15 protein-coding genes are annotated in these 14,997 nt (G+C 72.5%); 10 read left to right on the top strand and 5 right to left on the bottom strand.

The genetic code is table 11. From position 1 onward, the window contains the following. Positions 1–84: 84 nt before the first annotated feature. Positions 85–1,941 (bottom strand): anthranilate synthase family protein, encoded by a 1,857-nt coding sequence (locus tag AB0958_RS02925; RefSeq protein ID WP_366888508.1) that lies wholly within the window; start codon positions 1,939–1,941, stop codon positions 85–87. 101 nt (positions 1,942–2,042) lie between these two features. Further along, the gene (locus tag AB0958_RS02920; protein WP_071659820.1) at positions 2,043–2,099 is read right to left on the bottom strand and encodes a trp operon leader peptide; all 57 of its coding nucleotides are present in this window, start codon (positions 2,097–2,099) and stop codon (positions 2,043–2,045) included. A 106-nt stretch (positions 2,100–2,205) separates the two neighbouring features. Between AB0958_RS02920 and AB0958_RS02915 the strand changes: the two genes are divergently transcribed. Both AB0958_RS02915 and AB0958_RS02910 read left to right on the top strand, forming a co-directional pair. Next, complete coding sequence (locus AB0958_RS02915) at positions 2,206–3,558, top strand: class II 3-deoxy-7-phosphoheptulonate synthase (protein WP_366888507.1); 1,353 nt, start codon at positions 2,206–2,208, stop codon at positions 3,556–3,558. 151 nt (positions 3,559–3,709) lie between these two features. Continuing rightward, positions 3,710–3,934, top strand: a complete 225-nt coding sequence (locus AB0958_RS02910; RefSeq protein WP_366888505.1) for a (2Fe-2S)-binding protein — start codon at positions 3,710–3,712, stop codon at positions 3,932–3,934. Here the strand turns inward: AB0958_RS02910 and bfr are convergent, their stop codons facing one another. After that, positions 3,935–4,417: a bacterioferritin gene (bfr, locus tag AB0958_RS02905; protein ID WP_366888504.1), complete on the bottom strand. Its 483-nt coding sequence runs from the start codon at positions 4,415–4,417 to the stop codon at positions 3,935–3,937. It abuts the gene before it with no gap. A 201-nt stretch (positions 4,418–4,618) separates the two neighbouring features. Between bfr and AB0958_RS02900 the strand changes: the two genes are divergently transcribed. The 6 genes from AB0958_RS02900 to AB0958_RS02875 all read left to right on the top strand — a co-directional run bounded on the left by AB0958_RS02900 (position 4,619) and on the right by AB0958_RS02875 (position 11,057). Next, complete coding sequence (locus AB0958_RS02900) at positions 4,619–5,251, top strand: sulfite oxidase-like oxidoreductase (RefSeq protein WP_366888503.1); 633 nt, start codon at positions 4,619–4,621, stop codon at positions 5,249–5,251. 215 nt (positions 5,252–5,466) lie between these two features. Further along, entirely contained in the window at positions 5,467–6,129 is a 663-nt protein-coding gene (locus AB0958_RS02895; protein WP_366888502.1) for a Crp/Fnr family transcriptional regulator, read from the top strand. A gap of 110 nt (positions 6,130–6,239) precedes the next feature. After that, on the top strand, positions 6,240–7,037 hold the full coding sequence (locus tag AB0958_RS02890) for a hypothetical protein (RefSeq protein ID WP_366888501.1): 798 nt from the start codon (positions 6,240–6,242) through the stop codon (positions 7,035–7,037). Then, on the top strand, positions 7,034–9,229 hold the full coding sequence (locus AB0958_RS02885; protein ID WP_366888500.1) for a hypothetical protein: 2,196 nt from the start codon (positions 7,034–7,036) through the stop codon (positions 9,227–9,229). Before AB0958_RS02890 ends, AB0958_RS02885 begins: the two co-directional genes overlap by 4 nt. Then, entirely contained in the window at positions 9,226–10,302 is a 1,077-nt protein-coding gene (locus AB0958_RS02880; RefSeq protein ID WP_366888499.1) for a hypothetical protein, read from the top strand. Before AB0958_RS02885 ends, AB0958_RS02880 begins: the two co-directional genes overlap by 4 nt. Beyond that, positions 10,299–11,057 (top strand): Pycsar system effector family protein, encoded by a 759-nt coding sequence (locus tag AB0958_RS02875; RefSeq protein WP_366888498.1) that lies wholly within the window; start codon positions 10,299–10,301, stop codon positions 11,055–11,057. Before AB0958_RS02880 ends, AB0958_RS02875 begins: the two co-directional genes overlap by 4 nt. Before the next feature lie 17 nt (positions 11,058–11,074). Here AB0958_RS02875 and AB0958_RS02870 read toward each other — a convergent pair whose 3' ends face one another. Next, complete coding sequence (locus AB0958_RS02870) at positions 11,075–11,977, bottom strand: deoxyribonuclease IV (RefSeq protein ID WP_366888497.1); 903 nt, start codon at positions 11,975–11,977, stop codon at positions 11,075–11,077. Positions 11,978–12,012: 35 nt separating this feature from the next. Then, complete coding sequence (gene pknB / locus AB0958_RS02865) at positions 12,013–13,935, bottom strand: Stk1 family PASTA domain-containing Ser/Thr kinase (RefSeq protein ID WP_366888496.1); 1,923 nt, start codon at positions 13,933–13,935, stop codon at positions 12,013–12,015. 132 nt (positions 13,936–14,067) lie between these two features. On the opposite strand from pknB, the gene AB0958_RS02860 reads away from it, so the two are divergent. Together AB0958_RS02860 and AB0958_RS02855 are read left to right on the top strand one after the other, a co-directional pair. Beyond that, complete coding sequence (locus AB0958_RS02860) at positions 14,068–14,550, top strand: MarR family transcriptional regulator (protein ID WP_366888495.1); 483 nt, start codon at positions 14,068–14,070, stop codon at positions 14,548–14,550. Then, a complete protein-coding gene (locus AB0958_RS02855; RefSeq protein ID WP_366888494.1) occupies positions 14,547–14,987 on the top strand; it encodes a MarR family transcriptional regulator in 441 nt (146 codons plus the stop codon). Before AB0958_RS02860 ends, AB0958_RS02855 begins: the two co-directional genes overlap by 4 nt. Positions 14,988–14,997: the final 10 nt, after the last annotated feature.

Here is a 14,997-nt window from a genome sequence, read left to right as displayed (position 1 = left end):
CCGGGTTCGCCGGTGGGCAAGGGCCATCCCCGTGGCCGGGGCGGCCGCAGCGCATTTATGGCAACGTCTGCCCAAGCTGCCCAATCACGGTTGACGGAGGAGCGAGCCGCTCAGCAGTTCGGCCACGATCGCCCGGCCGTTCAGCGTCAGAACCGACTCCGGGTGGAACTGGACCGACGCGAAGCGGGCCGCGCGCAGGGCGTGCACCTCGCCGTTCGCCGCCCGGCTCACCTCCACCCCGTGCGCCGCCAGTTCACGGGCGGTGTCCTCGTCGCAGCGGGCCGTGAAGCTGTTGTAGAAGCCGACGGTCTCCGTGCGCCCGAACAGGTCAACGGTGGTCTGCGCCCCCTGGTGGGGGACCTCCTTGCGGACGATCTCCAGCCCCAGCTCCGCCGCGATCAGCTCGTGCCCGAGGCAGACGCCCAGCACCCCGTGCCGGTGCTCGCCCACCACCGACGCCGTCAGCTCCCGCAGGAACCGCATCTTCGGATCGGCCAGGTCGGACGGGTCACCGGGACCCGGGCCCAGCACGACGGGACCCGCGTGCGCGAGCACGGCCGCCCGCAGCCCCGGCTCGTCGTAGCGCCGTACGGTCACGTCGAGCCCGCCCGAGCGCAGCAGGTGCGCGAGCATCGCCGTGAACGTGTCCTCCCCGTCCACCACCAGCGCGTGCCCGGTCAGCTCCCCGGTCCGCTCCTGCATCCGCAGCCAGAACGGGGCGAGCGACGCCCGCCGCCCGTCCAGCGCGGCCCGCACCCGGGGGTCTTCCGCCAGCCGGGGGCGCCGCTCCTCGCCCCGCGGCCGTGCCGGTCGTACCCCCAGCGCGGCCAGCACCCCCGCCGCCTTGGCGTGGGTCTCGGCGACCTCGCCCGCCGGGTCCGAGCCGCGCACCAGCGTGGCGCCGACGGGGACCCGCAGGTGCCCGCGCGCGTCGATGTCGGCGGTGCGGATGAGGATGGGGGAGTCCAGGGTCTGGGCGCCCCCGGAGTCCCGGCCGAGCAGCGCCAGGGCGCCCGCGTAGTAGCCGCGCCCGCCCACCTCGTGCCGTTCGATCACCCGGCAGGCGTTCTGCACCGGTGACCCCGTCACGGTCGCCGCGAACATGGTCTCCTTGAGGATCTCCCGCACGTCCAGCGAGGACTTCCCGCGCAGCTCGTACTCGGTGTGCGCGAGGTGCGCCATCTCCTTGAGCCGGGGACCGACGACGACACCGCCCATGTCGCCGACGGTGCACATCATCTTCAGCTCCTCGTCGACGACCATCGACAGCTCCTCGATCTCCTTGCCGTCGGCGAGGAAGCCGAGGAGGTGCTCGGGGGTGGGGCCCTCGGCGGGATAGCGGTACGTGCCGCTGATCGGGTTCATGACCACCGTGCCGCCGGACGTCCGCACGTGCACCTCGGGGCTGGCCCCGACCAGCGTCCGGTCCCCGGTGTGCACGACGAACGTCCAGTACGCGCCCCGCTCGCCCGCCAGCAGCCGCCGGAACAGGGCCAGCGCGTCGGCGCGCCCGAAGCCCGGGATCTCCCCCTGGTAGGTCCGGCGGATCACGAAGTTCGCGCCCTCGCCCCGGCCGATCTCCTCGCGCAGCACCCGGCCCACGATCCCGGCGTACGCGTCGTCGTCGACGTCGAAGCCGCCGCGCTCCACGCGTACGTCGTGGGCGGGCAGGACGGCGAGGGCCTCGGCCAGCGGCACCCGGCCCACCCGCTCGGGGGTGAGCACGAGCAGCGGCGTCCCGTCGTCCCGCACGTCGAAGCCCCGCTCGCGGATCTGCCGGAACGGCACCAGGGCGAGGCCCTCCTCCGGCAGGTCGGCGAGCCGTTCCCGGGCGGTGACCGGCCCGACCATGACCTCCACCGTGTCCTCGTCGAGGCCGGGGGTGCGGCGGCGGAGCAGGGCGAAGGGGCGGTCGTCGTGGAGCAACTGGGTCAGGTCCATGGTGTTCCTCTGCGGTCCTCTGGCAGGTGGGAGAGGAACGACCCCGGAAACACCGAAGGCCGCCCCTCGGGCGGCCTTCGCGAAGTCTTGCGTACGCGCAGTCAGTGGGCCGCCGGAGAAGCGGTCCACCACCAGTTCTGGGTCGAGTGCGCGAACATGCGGAAAACCCTACCCCACCACCCGCCCTGTCCACAGGACAATCGTCGTGTCTCACCAGTCGAGCCGGAGGAAAATATGGCGACACGACCCCGTAATGTTTACGAGGTGACCGTGAACGCTAAGACCAGCGCGAGCGCTGGCAACACCTGGCGAGACCTGCCCGCGGCGCAGCAGCCCGAGTACCCCGACCCCGAGGCTCTGCGCGCAGTCGTTGCGGAGCTGGAGTCGTATCCGCCGCTCGTCTTCGCGGGCGAGTGCGACCAGCTGCGCGCCCGGATGGCGGCCGTCGCCAAGGGCGAGGCGTTCCTCCTTCAGGGCGGCGACTGCGCCGAGGCCTTCGACGCGGTGTCGGCCGACCACATCCGCAACAAGCTGAAGACGCTCCTCCAGATGGGTGCCGTGCTGACGTACGCGGCGTCCGTGCCCGTGGTGAAGGTGGGCCGGATCGCCGGCCAGTACTCCAAGCCGCGGTCCAAGCCGACCGAGACCCGCGACGGCGTGACGCTGCCGACCTACCGCGGCGACTCCGTCAACGGCTTCGACTTCGACGAGGCCTCGCGGATCCCGGACCCCGAGCGGCTGAAGCGGATGTACCACGCGTCCGCCTCGACGCTGAACCTGGTGCGTGCCTTCACCACCGGCGGTTACGCGGACCTGCGCCAGGTCCACGCCTGGAACCAGGACTTCGTGAAGTCCTCCCCGTCGGGCCAGCGCTACGAGCAGCTCGCCCGCGAGATCGACAACGCGCTGAACTTCATGCGGGCCTGCGGCACCGACCCGGAGGAGTTCAGGACCGTCGAGTTCTTCTCCTCGCACGAGGCGCTGCTGCTGGACTACGAGTCCGCCCTGACCAGGGTCGACTCCCGCACCGGCAAGCTGTACGACGTCTCCGGGCACATGGTGTGGATCGGCGAGCGCACCCGGCAGCTGGACGGCGCGCACATCGAGTTCGCCTCGAAGATCCGCAACCCGATCGGCATCAAGCTCGGCCCGACCACGACGGCCGAGGACGCGCTGCGGTACATCGACCGTCTCGACCCGGACCGCGAGCCGGGCCGGCTGACCTTCATCGTCCGGATGGGCGCGGACAAGGTCCGCGACAAGCTCCCCGAGCTGGTCGAGAAGGTCACCGCGTCGGGGGCCACGGTGGCCTGGGTGACCGACCCGATGCACGGCAACACCTTCGAGGCGGCCTCGGGTCACAAGACCCGTCGCTTCGACGACGTGCTCGACGAGGTCAAGGGCTTCTTCGAGGTGCACAAGACCCTCGGCACCCACCCGGGCGGCATCCACGTCGAGCTGACCGGTGACGACGTCACCGAGTGCGTGGGCGGCGGCGACGAGATCTTCGTCGACGACCTGCACCAGCGCTACGAGACGGCCTGCGACCCGCGGCTGAACCGCAGCCAGTCCCTCGACCTGGCGTTCCTGGTCGCGGAGATGTACCGGGACCAGTAAAGGTGCTGAGCGACTGCTCTGGGGCGCGGATCACACAGGATCCGCGCCCCTCGCACTTTTGCGGCCCTCCGGCGATGGGTAAGGTTAGGTTTGCCTCACCGGAAAGCGGGGTGGCAGTAGGAAGAACCGTCCCCCTGGGAGGTGGAACCGCGTGTACGTCTGCAGCTGCTTCGGCATCACCGAGGCCCAGGTCAAGCAGCACGCGGCGGACGGCGCCTGCACCCCCCGCCAGATAGCCTCCGCCTGCAAGGCGGGCACCGACTGCGGATCGTGCGTACGCCGGATCCAGTCGATCCTCGGCCGCGGCGCCTGCCCCCGCCGAGACCTCGCCGACCAGGGCCGCCCGGCCCTCACGGGGCTGGACGAGGCGGCCTAGTCAGCTGCTCTCGGGCTGCTCGATCAGCTGGGCGATGTAGAGCGCCTCGCCGAGCTTCTCCAGCAGTTCCAGCTGGGTGTCGAGGTAGTCGATGTGGTGCTCCTCGTCGGCGAGGATGTCCTCGAAGATGTTCGCGGACGTGATGTCGCCCTTCTCGCGCATCACCTTGATCCCGCGCTTGAGCCGGTCGATCGCCTCCACCTCGATCTGCCGGTCCGCCTCGAACATCTCCTTCACGGTCTGCCCCACGCGGACGTGGAACAGTCGCTGGTAGTTGGGCAGCCCCTCCAGGAACAGGATCCGGTCGGTGAGCACCTCGGCGTGCTTCATCTCGTCGAACGACTCGTGCCGGGTGTACTTCGCGAGCTTGTACCAGCCGAAGTTCTCCTGCATCTTCGCGTGCAGGAAGTACTGGTTGATCGCGGTGAGCTCGCCGGTGAGCTGCTCGTTGAGGAATTCGATGACCTCGGGGTCGCCCTGCATCGCAGAGGCTCCTTCCGCATGGGTTCCGTACCGGACGGACGGGGACGTTTGCGGCGCATGATTGCACCGACGCGGAAGATCGTCCAGTAAGTGCGTACTTAGCGGGTAAGTCCGTTCTTGGCATGGATTGGTGCCTTTGAAGGCTCCTCGGCCGGTTCGCCTGGTCCGGTGCACCGCCCGTGGTCTGTCAGGATGGAAGGCATGGGTCATCCGGTGGGGCGCGCGTCCAGAGAAGCCGCAGGGTCCGGGCTTCCGCCGGGGCAGCGGCTCCAGCGCGGCTGGCCCGTCACCCACTACGGCCCGGTGCCCAAGTTCCGGCCCGAGCGCTGGGAGTTCAGGGTCTTCGGCGCCACCGCCGACGGGGACGCGCACACCTGGGACCACGAGCGGTTCACGGCCCTGCCGTACACCACCGTCGTCGCCGACCTGCACTGCGTGACGAAGTTCAGCATGCTCGGCGCGGAGTGGGGCGGTGTCCAGGCGCGGACCGTCCTGGAGCTCGCGCCGCCCGCCCCCGACGTCACCCACGTGATGGTCTGGGCGGAGTACGGCTTCAGCTCCAACCTGCGCCTCGCGGACTTCGCCGCCGAGCGCACCATCTTCGCCACCCACAAGGACGGTGAACTCCTCACCGCCGAGCACGGCTTCCCGGTGCGCCTGGTCGTGCCCCAGCTGTACGCCTGGAAGGGCCCCAAGTGGGTCCGCGGCATCGAGTACATGACCGCCGACCGCCGCGGCTTCTGGGAGGAGCGCGGCTACCACAACATCGGCGACCCCTGGAAGGAACAGCGCTACTCCTACCAGGAGGAACCGGGAGACGGCCCCGTGGTCTGACCCCGGTTCTGCCGTTGCCGTGAAGGGTTCGGGCTCGTTCCGGTAACAGCGGACACATACGGTGCCCAGAGCGCTACGCTGAGATCCTTGCCTGGCGGGAGACGCGCCGGGCGGACACGGATCCGAGGGGCCCATGGGGTTCCGCTTGTGATCCGTTTTCGGGGGCGAGCGGTCGGGGGACGACGGTGGGGCTGTTCGGAGAGCGGCATACCTTCATGGGGGGTCTCGGTCCGGGGGACCGGGAGGCACTGGCGGGCCTGGGCACCCGGCACGAGTACGCGCCGTACGACACGGTCGTCTCGGAGGGCGACCGCACCACGTTCGCGGTGGTGCTGCTCAGCGGCTGGTGCACGGTGTGGACGCCGACGGAGCGCGGCGGCCGGCTGATCCTGGCCCTCAGGAGGGCCGGTGAGGTCGTCGGCGACATGGCCGCGCTGGACGGCCGTCCGCGCAGCGCCTCGGTCAGCACCCTCGGCGAGGTGACCGGTCTGGTCGTACCGGGAGAGCGGTTCCGCCGGTTCCTGGCCGCCCGGCCGGGCGCCAACGCGCTGATGACGATCCAGCTCACCGAGCGGCTGCGCAGCGCGGACCACGAGCGCCGGGCGCTGGCCTCCATGACCGTGCTGCAACGGCTCGCCGAGCGCCTGGTCGAACTCGCCGACCGGGCCGGCCGCCAGGAGGGCGAGGCCGTGACCATACGGCTGCCCCTCGCGCAGCACGAACTGGCCGCGTCCGTGGGCTCCACCCGCGAGGCCGTCGCCAAGGCGCTGCGCCTGTTACGGGAGCAAGGTCTGGTCCGCACCGGCCCCGGCACCCTGGCCGTGGCCGACCTGGACCCGCTCCGCCTGCTCGCCGCCGGACAACCGCACGAGACCTGAGAACACCGAGTCCCGTGCTGTGTAAACGGCTACAGCGGCGACCGGCCGGCTCCGCGACCATCGCAGCCAGGCGGCCGGGAGCCCGGCGGGACGGCAGGGAGGAGAAAGCGATGGAGGGGGAAGCCGCGTACGGCTTCATCGTCAACGTGGACGCACAGGGTTCGGGCCTGCTGTCCGACACCGAGAAACCCGAGATGCGGCGCAGACTCTACGACGTCACGGGCACCGCGTTCGAACGGGCCGGCATCCGCCCGCCGCGGCTCTACCAGGAGGACCGCGGTGACGGCATCCTCGGTGTGCTGACGCCCGACGTACCGCCCGTCCGGGTGGTGGGGGAGTGGATCGAACACCTCCACCAGAACCTGCGGGAGACCAACCAGCACCTCAGGAAGCCGCTGCGGCTGCGCGTCGGCCTGCACATCGGGCGGGTCACGGCCGACGCCCACGGGCGCTCCGGGCGCGCCGTCGACCTGGCCTGCCGGCTGGCCGACTGCACCGTCACGAAGGCGATCCTCAAGGCGGCGGACGGGGCGCCCCTGGTGGTGGCCGCGTCCGACCGGGTGCACGAGGACTTCATCCTGCCCGGCGGGCGCTGGGTGGACCCCGGGCACTACCGCCGGCACGACGTGGCCCTCAAGGAGGGCCGCACCACCGCCTGGTTCATGGTCCCCGGCCGGTCCGAACCCCCCGACCCGGCCCAGGACCACCCCCCGGCGGCACACACCCCACCGGCCCCCCAGCCACCCCACCCCACCGACGCCCCGTCCTCCGCCGGTTCTCCGGCGTCCGCGCACGGCGCTGCCGTCGGGGATCGGGTCGTGGAGAACATCCATCAGCACGGGACCGGGCGGATCGTGGTCGGCGGCACCATCGACACCATCAACTTCTCCGACGGCGGTGGCCGGTGAACGCACAGGGCCCCCAGCCGCCCCCGGGCTCCCCGAAGCCCCAGCAGCAACAGCCGCAGCAGAAGCCCGAACCGGACAAGCCGCAGGGCGCCGAGCCCGCCGGCGCACCCGAGCCGGAGAAGGCCGACGTCATCGGCGGCTCGGCCGCCGACCCGCTCGGCGAGGAGGCGCTCCCCGGGGCCGCGGCCGCCGCCTCCCGCGTCTACCGCTCGACCGTGAGCCAGTACGGATCCGGCACCCTGGTCAGCTCCGGCTCCGTCGGCACCATGAACTTCTACGGCCGGCAGACGACGGAGCGCGTGCTCGCGGGCCCCCTGCCGGAGGACCAACTGCTCCGGCTCCGCCAGGTCTTCACGCAGCCCCCGGACTACGACGACCACCTCGACCAACTGGGCACCGGACGGCTCCTGGTGCTGTTCGGCCAGCCCGGCACCGGCCGCGCCTACACCGCGCTGTCCCTCCTCGACAGGCTGACCGGCGGCCAGGTCTCCCGGCTCGACCCGCGCACCGACCTGGACAAGCTCGACGACGACCAGATCCGCGGCGGCCACGGCTACGCGCTGGAACCCGGCACCGCGCTGCCCGACGAGACCGGCCTGGACCGGCTCTGCCAACTGCTCGGCCGCAACGACGCCTACGCGGTCCTGCTCGCCACCCCCGAACCGGGTGACGTGCTCGCCCGCGGAGCCCGCTACTACCGCTCCCACACCCCGGCCGCCCAGACCGCCGTGCTCGAAGGCCACCTCGCCCTCGAACTCGACGGCCCGGGACCCGACTACGAGCGCGCCCGCGCGACGGCGCTCGACCCCGACGTCCTGGCCGCGCGGGGACTGAACGACCTGCGGCCCGCGGAGGCGGCCCGCTTCGCCACCCTGCTGGCCCGGCACACCCAGGGCAAGCTCAGCCACGACGAACTCCTCGCCGAATGCCGGAGGTTCGCCGAGAACCAGGCCGCCGAATGGTTCGCGGGCGGCATCCGCTCCGAGACCCCGGAGCGGCTGCGGGACGCGGCCTACCGGATCGCCGTCGCCGTCCTCGACGGGGCGTCGCTCAGCGCCGTCGCCGAGGCCGCCGAGGTGCTCGCCTGGGAACTGGCCGTCACCGTCGACCCCGAGGCCACCCCCGGGCGCCCGCTGTTCAGCGACGGCGTCGACGCCCGCCTCGTCTCCGCCCGCGCGGTCGCCGAACTCGGCACGGAGGAGGTCGGCACCGAGGAGGTGCCGGTGCGCACCGTGCGGTTCGCCGGCGAGGCCCTCGCCCCCGCCGTCCTCGGCCACCTGTGGCAGCACCGGCACAACGCCCGCGGACCCGTACTGCGCTGGCTGGCCGGACTCTGCGAGGACACCCGGCCCCAGGTCTGGGTCCGGGCCGCCGTCGCCGCCGGCCATCTGTGCCGCCTCGACCTCTCCCACACCGTGCACGAACTCGTCACGCCGATGGCCCGGTCCGAGCGGGCCCCGCGCCGGCTGTTCGCCGCGACCGTCCTCGACGTGGCCCTCGGCTCACCGGAGGTCGGCACCGCCATCCGCGCCCTGGTCGGCTCCTGGGCCCGGTACGGAGACGACGAGCTGCGCTGGACCGCGGGCGCGGTACTCGGCCGGGGCCGGGCCACCGACAGCGTCCGCGACTCCCTCGACCTGCTCGGCGGCATCGGCGTCCGCGACGAGGGCAAGCTGCGCTCCGCCGCGGCGGTCCAGGTCGCCCACTTCGCCGGCGCCCACCCCGACGGCCAGACCCTGCGCCGGATCCGGGCCTGGCTCTCCGACCCCCGCAGGCCCCAGCAGGACCTCGGCCTGCAGACCACGGTCTACCTGGCCGGCCTGCCCGCCAGCGACCTCTGGAACCTGCACGAGGACCTGGAGGGCCACGGCGACTGGCCGCTGATGCTCGCCCTGGCCGAGGTACGGCCCGCCCTCGCCCCGGAACTCGCCGGGCTGCTCTGGACGGCCCTGCGGACCCCACGGTCCTACGAGGCGGCCGTCGAGACCGTGACCGACTGGCTGCGCGGCTCGGCCGACCAGCCCTGGGCCGACCGGCTGGAGCGGTTCCTGCCGCTGCTCGTGCACAGCCACGACGACCGCAACCGGCTGCTGGCCCTCATCAAGGAACTCACCGAAGACCCCGACCAACCACTGAACGAACAGCAGGTCCGCCGCCTGTGGGGGGCGGTCCAGGGAGCGAGCACATCATGACGTACAACCAATGGCCCCCGCAGGACCAGGAGTTCGTCCTTCCGCACGACCTCAGAGGCCCCTTCGTCCGCGAGTTCGCCCCGCAGGCCGCCTACCGGCACCGCAACAGCCAGGTCGCCTCGGTGCTCTACTACAAGAACGGCGGGTACAGCGTCATCACCGTCCGCGGCGCCGAGCACGTCAACAAGCCGCTGATGGGCAAGCCCACCTCGGTGTGCTGGATCGCCCGGGGCCAGCACCAGGTCTCCTTCCAGCTGGAACTGCCGACGTACGGCGACCGGTCCCGGTTCCGGGCGGGCGCGGACGTCAACTGGGAGGTGCACGACTTCTACCTCGCCGCGGAGAAGCGCGTGGTCGACGTGGAGCGGATGCTCAGGCCCTCGCTGGAGGCCCGGCTGCGCGGGCTCAGCCGCCGCTACAGCCTGGACTCGGCCCAGCAGGTCGACGAGGCCATCCAGGACGAGCTGGCCAGCGGCCGGTGGAGCGACTTCGGTACCGAACTCGGCCTCGCCACCCAGGTGTTCGTCCGCATCGACCTCGGCCAGGCGGCCGCCGACCACCAGGCCCAGATGGTCGCGGTGGAGAAGGGCGGCATGGTCCAGGAGGCCATCGACACCGTCAACAAGGCGCGGATCGCCGCCAACATCGACGACGCGCAGAAGCTGATCAGCGCGGGCGAGACCGTCCAGTACGCCCACATGCTGGCCGCGGACCCGAGCCGCGCCCACGAGATCCTCGGCGTGCTCCAGCAGCAGGCCCGCGAACAGCGCAAGGGCGCCCTGGACTACCTGACCAACCTGATCAACCAGGGAGTGGTGCAGCGCCACCAGATCGACGACCAGGTGCAGGCTCTCATCGAGTACAGCCGTACGGTCTCCACCGGCGTCTTCCCGCAGGGGCTCCCGCAGGCCCCGACCTCCCTGCCGATACCGCCGATGCCGCCCGCGCCGCCGCTGCTCCCCGCCGACGCGCCCCCGCCAGTCCCGCCGGTCCCGCCGGTTTCCCCGACGGACGCCGTCCCGGGTGAGGGGACGGGGGTGGAGGACGACTCCAGCCCCGAGGCCCGCCGATGAACCCCGCCGTCTCCGCAGGCCCCGCCGACCCCGCCGACCCCGACGTCCTCGCAGGCCCCGCTGTCTCCGCCGACGCCGACGTCTCCGCGGGCCCCACCGCCGACGCCGACGTCTCTGCCGACGCCGCTGTCTCCGCCGACGCCGACGTCTCTGCCGACGCCGCTGTCTCCGCCGACGCCGACGTCTCCGCGGGCTCCACCGCCGACGCCGACGCCGACGTCTCCGCCGACGCCGCTGTCTCCGCCGACGCCGCCGTCTCCGCGGGCCCCGCCGACCCCGCGGGCGCCGCCGCGCACTACGTCGCCGAACGGCTGCTGCTGACCGTGCGCGAGGACCTCGGCAGGGCGGACGTGAAGGCGTCCGTCCTGCTCTCGGGAGCCGTCGCGGTACCGGCGCTGGTGCTCGGCAGAGGGGCGCCGGCCGGTGCCTCCGGCATCGCCGTCGCCCTCCTCGCGGCGGGCGGGGCGCTCTGGGCGGCCGGCACCCTGCTGCTGCTCGCGGTGATCGTGCCGCGCACCCGCACGGTCCGCTCCGCGCCCGGGCCGACCTTCTACGCCGACGCGCTGGGCGGCGTCGACCGGGAGGCGCTGCGCCGCGCCGCCGCCGAGGCCGGGGCGGACCGGGTCGGCTGGCTGCTCACCCAGTTCCAGGACGTCAGCGTGATCCTCTCGGCGAAGTACCGCTGGCTGCGCGGCTCGATGGCGCTGCTGGGCGCGGGCCTGCTGCTGGCGGCGGTGCCGCTGGCGGCGGGCTGAGCCCCGGTCGGCGGACGTCAGCCGTCGCGGAGCCGCTTGAGGCGTTCCACGTCGGCCGCGTGCCCCTCCTTGCCACCGGGCGTCTCGATGATCAGTGGGACGCCCGCGGTCGCCGGATGGGTCATCAGCGCGCGGAACGGATCCTCGCCGATGTGCCCGGCCCCGATGTTCTCGTGCCGGTCCTTGTGCGCGCCGACGACGTCCTTGGAGTCGTTGGCATGGATCAGTTTCAGCCGCCCTGCGCCGACGGTGTCCACCAGCAGGTCCAGCGTCCGGTGCATCCCGTTCGGCCCGGTCAGGTCGTGCCCGGCGGCGAAGACGTGGCAGGTGTCCAGGCAGACGCCCAGCTTCGGATGGGCGTCCAGCGCCTCGAAGTACGGTCCGAAGTCCCCGGTCCGGGAACAGAGCGACGCGCCCTGCCCGGCGGTGGACTCCAGGAGCAGGCACGGGTCGTCGTCCTCGGTGAGTTCGTCGAGGAGCGGGAGCAGGTGCGTCCGCACCTGCTTCAGCGCCACCTCCCGGGCCCGCCCGCCGGTCGCGCTGCCGGTGTGCACGACGACCCCGAGCGCCCCGATCTCCCGGCCGCGCCGCAGCGAGTGCCGCAGCGACTCCACCGACCTCTCCACGGTCGCCTCGGTGCCCGAGCCGAAGTTGATCAGGTAGGGGGCGTGCACGTACGCCGGGATCGAGCCCTCGGCACAGGCCGCGCGGAACGCCTCGTCCTGCCGGGGGCTGCCCGCCGGGGTGGCCCAGCCGCGCGGGTTGGCGACGAAGACCTGCACGGTCTCGGCCCGCAGCTCACGGGCGTAGGACAGCCCCACGGAGTGCAGGCCGCCGGCGACGGGCACGTGGCCGCCCACGGGGTTGCGGGCGGGGCCGGACGGCGGGTTCTCGGCGGGACGGGACTGCTGGCTCTTCACCCGTCCAGGGTGTCACGCCGGCCGGGGACCCCCGGTCATCGGATGGTGATCGTGATCGTCGACCCCTTGGGCGCCTGCTCCCCGGCGTCCACCGACTGCTTCTTCACCGTGTTCCCGAACAGCCCGAGCAGCCCGCGGTCCTCCTTGACCTGGAAGCCGGACTGCTCCAGCAGCTTCTCCGCGTCGTCCACCGTGGCCCCGACCACGTTCGGCACCTCGACCGTCTCCGGGCCCTTGGACAGCGTCAGCGTGACCGTGTCGCCCTCCGCGAGCCGGGCGTCGCCCGCCGGGGTCTGCCTGGCGACCTGGCCCTGGTCGTACTCGGAGTTGACCTCGGTCGCGGAGACCGTGACCTTCAGCCCGGCCTGCTGGAGCTCCTGGCGGGCCTCGTCCAGGTCGTCGCCCGTGACGTCCGGCACGTCGACCGGCGAGCCCTTGCTGACGACGAGCGCGATCGCCGTCCCGGCGTGCCGCTTGCTCCCGGCCCCCGGGTCCGTACTGATCACCGTCCCCTTGGGCACGCTGTCGCTGAACTCCCGTGTCACCATGCCCGCCGCCAGCCCGTCGGCCTTCAGCAGCGCCCTGGCCCGGGCCGGCGTCCGGCCCTGCACGTCCGGCACGGTCACGGTCTCGGGACCGTCGGAGATCGTGAGCGTCACCGCGTCGTTGCTGCGGATCCGCTCGCCGGCCGCCGGGTCGGTGCTGATCACCGCGCCCCGCCGCACCGTGTCGCTGTAGGCGTGCTCGACCGCCTTGACGTCGAGCCCCGCCCCCTTCAGCCGGGCGGTGGCCTGCGCCTCGGTCTTCGACAGCAGCGGCGGCACCCTGGTGAACTGCCCGGAGTTGATGTACCAGACGCCGGTGCCGACACCGAGGACGAGCAGGACGGCGACGACCAGCGCGACCGGTCCGCGCCGTGGGCGACGGCCCCCGCGCCGCCGCTCGGGCACCGGCTCCGCCTCGAACCGGCTGGTCCGCAGCACGCCGTCGTCGTCCTCGGCGACCGGCAGCGGACGGGGCACCGTGAGCGACCGGGGTATGACACTGGTCCGGTCCTCGGCGATGTCGTGTCCGGCCGCCAGCGCCTGCGGGGGCACGGCGTCCAGCTGCGCGTCGGTGAGCGCGGCCCGCGCCTCCAGCACCACCGCCAGCAGCGCGACCGCGTCGTACGGCCGGGCCGCGGGATCGCGGGCGGTGCCGAGGGCGGTCAGCTCGTCCAGCTCGGGCGCGAGACCCGGTACGGCGGCGGACGGCCGCGGCACGTCCTCGTGGAGGTGCTTGTAGAGGACGACCGCGGGCGAGTCCCCGTCGTGCGGCTTCTCCCCGGTGAGCATCTCGTAGAGCACCACACCGCACGCGTACACGTCGACGCGCGGATCGGCGGACCCGTGCTCGACCTGCTCGGGCGCGAGGTAGGCGACGGTCCCGAGGACGGCCCCCGTCGTGCTGGTGACCGAGCCCACGGAGCGGACCAGTCCGAAGTCGGCGACCTTGACCCGGCCGTCGTCCCCTATCAGCACGTTCTCGGGCTTCATGTCCCGGTGCACGAACCCGGCCCGGTGCGCGGCGCCCAGCGCGGCGAGCACCGGCTCCAGGATGTCCAGCGCGGCCCGCGGTTGCAGGGCGCCGCGCTCGCGCAGCACGTCCCGCAGGGTGCAGCCGGCGATGTACTCCATCGCGAGGTAGACGTACGTGCCGTCGGTGCCCTGGTCGAAGACCTGGACCACGTTCGGGTGGGCCAGCCGGGCGACCGACTTGGCCTCCCGGATGAACCGCTCCACGAACGACCCGTCGGCGGCGAGGGCCGGGTGCATCACTTTCAGCGCGAGCACGCGGTCCAGCCGGACGTCCAGGGCCCGGTAGACCGTGGCCATCCCGCCGACGGCGATCCGCGCGTCGACGCGATAGCGGCCGTCGAGCACCTGCCCGACAAGGGGGTCCTGAAGGGTCGTATCCACCCCGCGAGTGTACGAGCCCGCACCGATCGCCCCACTGGTGAGACCGCTTTCCCCGGCGGACTGCAGCGGAGCTGTGACGCTCGCCACCCAAAATAGTAGCCATGTATATAGTATCCATGTACTGTATCTGTCATGAGCGAGGCAGCTGAAGGCGCCACGGCCGGGTTCCTGGTCTGGCGCCTGTCGATGAAGTGGCGGGTGGCCGTCGACCGGGCGGTCGCGCCGCTGGGCCTGACCCACGCCCAGTACGCGTTGCTGGCGTCCCTGTACGGCATGGGACGCACCGGGGAGCGGCCCAGCCAGCGCCGCCTCGCGGACCACACCGGGCTGGAACCGCTGTACGTATCGAAGCTCGCCCGCGCCCTGGAGGCCGCCGGACTCCTCGCCCGCACCCGCGACCCCGGCGACCCGCGGGCCATGCAGCTGACGCTCACCGAGCAGGGGTGCGATGTCACCCGGCGGGCGATCACGGTGGTCCAGGGCCTGCTGGACCAGATGCTGGAGCCGCTCGGGGGACAGCACGGCCCGCACGCCCGCCGGCTCACCCACGACCTCGTGACCCTGCTCGACGCACCTCTTGATCCGCACACCGAGAACGAGAAGGAGCAGTCATGACCACCACCACCGCACCTGCCCTGAACGCCCGTGTCATCGCGTTGGCGCACCACGCCCCGCGAGCCCTCCTGGAGGGCGTGTTGACCCGCTACGGCATCACGTTCCACCAGAGCGTCACACTCCGGGCCGCCGTGGTCGCCGGTGCCTCCGTCGACCGTGACGGGCTCGTCGCCGAGGTCACCGGCGCGCTGAAGACCGACGAGGCGACCGTGCACGGCGTGATCGAGGAGCTGACGGCCGCGGAGCTGCTGGAGGCGCACGAGTCCCGGCTCCACGTCACGTCCACCGGCCGGGACCTGTACGAGCGCACCTCCGCCGAGAGCGCGAAGATCGCCGCCCGCCTGTACGCCGGCATCCCGGAGCAGGACCTGGCAACGGCGGCCCGCGTCCTGACCCTGATCACAACCCGCGCGAACAACGAACTGACCGAGCCCTGACCCGAGCCCA

The sequence above is a fragment of the Streptomyces sp. NPDC006655 genome (genome assembly GCF_040703965.1).
Lineage (GTDB): Bacteria > Actinomycetota > Actinomycetes > Streptomycetales > Streptomycetaceae > Streptomyces.
Note: the sequence above shows the minus strand (reverse complement) of the source record. Positions and strands in the feature narration are given on the sequence as shown.